Source organism: Methylobacterium sp. Leaf94 (assembly GCF_001426045.1).
Taxonomy (GTDB): domain Bacteria; phylum Pseudomonadota; class Alphaproteobacteria; order Rhizobiales; family Beijerinckiaceae; genus Methylobacterium.
On the sequence record NZ_LMRM01000055.1, the window covers coordinates 1 to 3,458 of the forward strand.

At 63.2% G+C, this 3,458-nt stretch carries 4 protein-coding genes and 1 pseudogene; 3 read left to right on the top strand and 2 right to left on the bottom strand.

All coding sequences use genetic code 11. The annotated features are described in order from the left end of the window. Positions 1–598 precede the first annotated feature (598 nt). The 3 genes from ASG63_RS19775 to ASG63_RS19785 all read left to right on the top strand — a co-directional run bounded on the left by ASG63_RS19775 (position 599) and on the right by ASG63_RS19785 (position 2,703). Positions 599–1,075: a BLUF domain-containing protein gene (locus ASG63_RS19775; protein ID WP_055955782.1), complete on the top strand. Its 477-nt coding sequence runs from the start codon at positions 599–601 to the stop codon at positions 1,073–1,075. Between the two features lie 250 nt (positions 1,076–1,325). Then, the gene (locus ASG63_RS19780) at positions 1,326–2,240 is read left to right on the top strand and encodes a cobalamin B12-binding domain-containing protein (protein WP_056220567.1); all 915 of its coding nucleotides are present in this window, start codon (positions 1,326–1,328) and stop codon (positions 2,238–2,240) included. A gap of 40 nt (positions 2,241–2,280) precedes the next feature. After that, positions 2,281–2,703, top strand: coding sequence for a BLUF domain-containing protein (locus tag ASG63_RS19785; RefSeq protein ID WP_056220569.1), 423 nt, complete (start codon positions 2,281–2,283; stop codon positions 2,701–2,703). A 7-nt stretch (positions 2,704–2,710) separates the two neighbouring features. Here the strand turns inward: ASG63_RS19785 and ASG63_RS24700 are convergent. Both ASG63_RS24700 and ASG63_RS19795 read right to left on the bottom strand, forming a co-directional pair. Next, positions 2,711–2,995: pseudogene (locus tag ASG63_RS24700) on the bottom strand (hypothetical protein); the annotation flags it as partial. Positions 2,996–3,084: 89 nt separating this feature from the next. Beyond that, complete coding sequence (locus ASG63_RS19795; RefSeq protein ID WP_082559421.1) at positions 3,085–3,378, bottom strand: carotenoid oxygenase family protein; 294 nt, start codon at positions 3,376–3,378, stop codon at positions 3,085–3,087. Positions 3,379–3,458 lie beyond the last annotated feature (80 nt).

The following is a 3,458-nucleotide window of genomic DNA, read 5'->3' on the forward strand; positions in this document are numbered from 1 at the left end:
GAGCAGCCATCGCATCCTCCTCAGGCTCCAAACCCAGGAATGAATCACGACCGAGATGCCGACGCTACCCCGCGTGAGTCCTGCTCAGCGAGGCTTGGTATAACTGGATCCCGAGCCTACGGCCGCTTGTGGGCTGCGTCCACAGCAACTTGTACGACTAGGTTGGGTCGGCTTCGGTCAGTCCGCACTACGACTGGGTTGGTGGTTTCCTGCCAGTTCGCTTTTGTGGAGCAGCCCCGTGGAAGCGGCAATCAGCTGCGGCGCTAGCTAATTGCGTGCCAGGTTGAAACCATAGATACCCGAAGACAGCGCTCTTCAGTTCGAAGCCTCCCAGCTGGGCAGCAAGACTCGGTAACGGATGCTGTCACCTCGCTACGCGCTCGCGCCTCATGTTCGAGACAGTCCTTCAAGGGGTACGTGAAAGGCGGGATTGGCCGAGGCTGTTCGCGCTGACGGGCCCATCACGCGGGAGAACCCGCGATATCGGCGCAAAGACCTGGGCAACCAAGTCCAGTTTCAAATCCGGTGAGATGCGCTATCCTGCCGTCCTCATGCTGGGCAGAACGGCTCGTCCAGCATCCCTGGAGAGGGTCCACCCATGTTGGACGAATACGGCTTTCTCCGTGGCGCTGAGTTGGACGAAGGCGCTCTGCCCGCTCTGTATCACTTCGTCTACTGCAGCCGTGCCGCCGATGGCGTCGATGACGCGGAGGTCGACCGGATCGTAGAGGCGGCCCAGCGGAACAATCTCGCTCGCGGCATCACCGGAGTTTTGGTCTTCGGCAGTGGCATTTTCTTTCAATGGATCGAGGGGCCGGCGGCCCAGATGCAAGATCTTGTCGCGAGCCTCCAGGGTGATCCCCGCCATCACGATCTCGTCACGCTCAGCCAGAGTGAGGAAGAGCGGGAGCGGCTCTATCCTAACTGGGACATGGAGAAGGTCGAAGCCGAGGACATCCGCGTCGTCTTGCAGGACGCCCTCGAAAGCACCGACGACAAGGACAATATCGCGGCCCTGACGCGCATCCTGCAGCAACTCGACACGGGTCCACTCCATACGCTCGGGCGCCTGTAGTCGCGGCAGCGCTCGGCAACTTTCCAGCCATATCCCTGTAGCGTCGATGTCCTGATCGATGAGCGCGCGCGGGGCGGATACAAGAATACCCCCTCTGGATTGTCGAGCGGACCAAAGCACACGTCGAGCCGGGAACTTTTCGCGAGCGCCTTTACATTCCGTCGGCGCGGCGCTCTGATGGGTCCAAGAGGCGCACGGCCATCGACCGACAATCGCCCCGGCACAGGAAGAGCGTTCGGGGGAGCGGACCATGTCAAACCTCGCTTTGTCCACCACTGCGTGGACTGATCCGTCGGCGCGACCCGCCGGCTGGGTCTCGGAGGTTCGCCTTGCCTATGCGCGCAAACGCACGGCCGAGGACAGCCGCCAGCGCGCCCTGGCTCTCAGCCGCATCGTCGAAACAGACATCATCCCGCGTTTGAAGCTGCTTCACCCGCAGCTTGCGCCCGCGGCGAGCGCTCCGCTCGCCAAACCTGACGCGCAACAGATCGAAGCCTTCACGCAGCTCCTCCTCGGTTCGGATCTTTTGGCCGCTTCGGACGCCGTCAGGGATCACCTGGCCAAAGGCCATTCGACCGAGAGCATGTTCCTCGAACTCCTTGCACCGGCCGCCTCCTTGCTCGGACGCCTATGGGACGAGGACCTCTGCGACTTCATCGAGGTGACCGTGGGCGTTGCCCGCCTCCAGCTGCTCCTCTCGCAATACCGATCCGAAACGAAGCTCTCCGCTCACGACGAGGCCCGGGCGGCCCTCCTGATGGGGGCACCGGGCGAGCTGCATACGTTTGGCGTGGCCGTCGTTGAGCAGTTCCTGCAGGTCGCAGGATGGCAGGTCACGAGTGGCTTGGCGTCCAGCCCGGGGCAGATCGCAAGCCTCGTGAGATCGACGTCGTTCGATGTCGTCGGACTCACGCTGAGCTGCGAGACCCGCATCGAAGGGCTCACGGCCTCGATCCAGTCGATCCGCGACGTCTCCCGGAACCGTTCGGTCGGCATCATGGTGGGGGGGCCTGTCTTCCTCGACAAGCCCGAACTCGTCGAGCGGGTCGGCGCGGATGCCTCCGCCGTCGACGCGCCTACGGCTGTCCTGCTGGCGCAGCGGCTTCTCGAGATCGGCCTGGAAGAAAGGCGGCGGGCTGACACCCAAACCGCCTCCTGCGGGTGACCCCAAGGTTTCGAAGGTAACGCGATCGGAGGCTGGCCAAATGAAGCTCGTGCAGCTCGTCTATGCGTCCCGTCCGTTCGGATTCGATCAATCCACCCTGGATGGCATCCTCACCCAATCGCGGCGCTGCAACACGCGGGACGGTCTGACCGGCGCTCTGGTTTGTCGTGGCGACATCTATCTCCAGCTCTTGGAGGGCAACGCAGACGCTCTCGATGCGACCTATGCGCGGATCGTCCAGGACGAACGGCACCTGGAGATCACGCGTCTCGTCTATGCGGATGCGACCGAGCGACTGTTTCCCGCCTGGTCCATGCGGAGCGACCCTGCACGCACCTGGATGTGGTCCCAGGATGACGTAGCCAAGGGGGCGGCAACGCAGGCGTCACCCGAGTCCGTACTTGGAATTTTTCAACGGCTTGCGGCCGAGCCCGTCCAGCCAGCTAAGCTCACCCTCATATAATCTGCAATCGAAGGGCGCGCCTGAGGTGCGCATAGATGGAATTGAGGCCGGGCGTACTGCCTCGATGGCCAAGTAGGTGCGGCTTAACTGGTCCCAGGGACAGGGGCTCCCGCAGCAGCGGGTTGTCGAGCAGGTAGATCTGGCCGACCGAGAGGTCGTTTTCTACTCGCTGGTAGGCATCGATGGCAGCGAGACCTGTCGGTCCCAGCGGTCCGGGCACGAAGCCGGGGAGGAACGGCTTTCCTCCGTGATCCTGGATGACGGCAGGCTTCGGGTCGCTCGCAACGGGCATTTCGGCTTCCCGGGCATTACGGGACAATCCTGCGCCCCATGAGATATTACATAGGAAAGCGGATCAACTGCCGAAGCATCCAGAGACGGTCACTCGGCCCACGACTTTGGAAACCAGTTCCCATGAAAGCCCGGCGGGATCCGATGCCCCAGGTGCACCGCGGCGACGGGCGGCGCCTCGAATGCGCGCGCGTTGAGGATGACGAAGTCGGTCGTATCACTCACCGTGTCGACGACGAGCCCGACGAGCCAGCCCTCGTCTTCTTCAGCCTCGGGCCTCGCCGGCACGAACACGAACTCGCCTGGTACGCGGTCGGGGCCGAACTCGTGAACGCGCCGCTCCCGTGTCTCCAGATCGTGCTTATACCAAGCCTCGCTGAGCAGGACTCACGCGGGGTAGCGTCGGCATCTCGGTCGTGATTCATTCCTGGGTTTGGAGCCTGAGGAGGATGCGATGGCTGCTC

Excerpts from the sequence above, each read along its gene's own strand:
- ASG63_RS19775 (WP_055955782.1), top strand. The coding sequence starts at position 599 with ATGTTGGACGAATACGGCTTTCTCCGTGGCGCTGAGTTGGACGAAGGC.
- ASG63_RS19780 (WP_056220567.1), top strand. The coding sequence starts at position 1,326 with ATGTCAAACCTCGCTTTGTCCACCACTGCGTGGACTGATCCGTCGGCG.
- ASG63_RS19785 (WP_056220569.1), top strand. The coding sequence starts at position 2,281 with ATGAAGCTCGTGCAGCTCGTCTATGCGTCCCGTCCGTTCGGATTCGAT.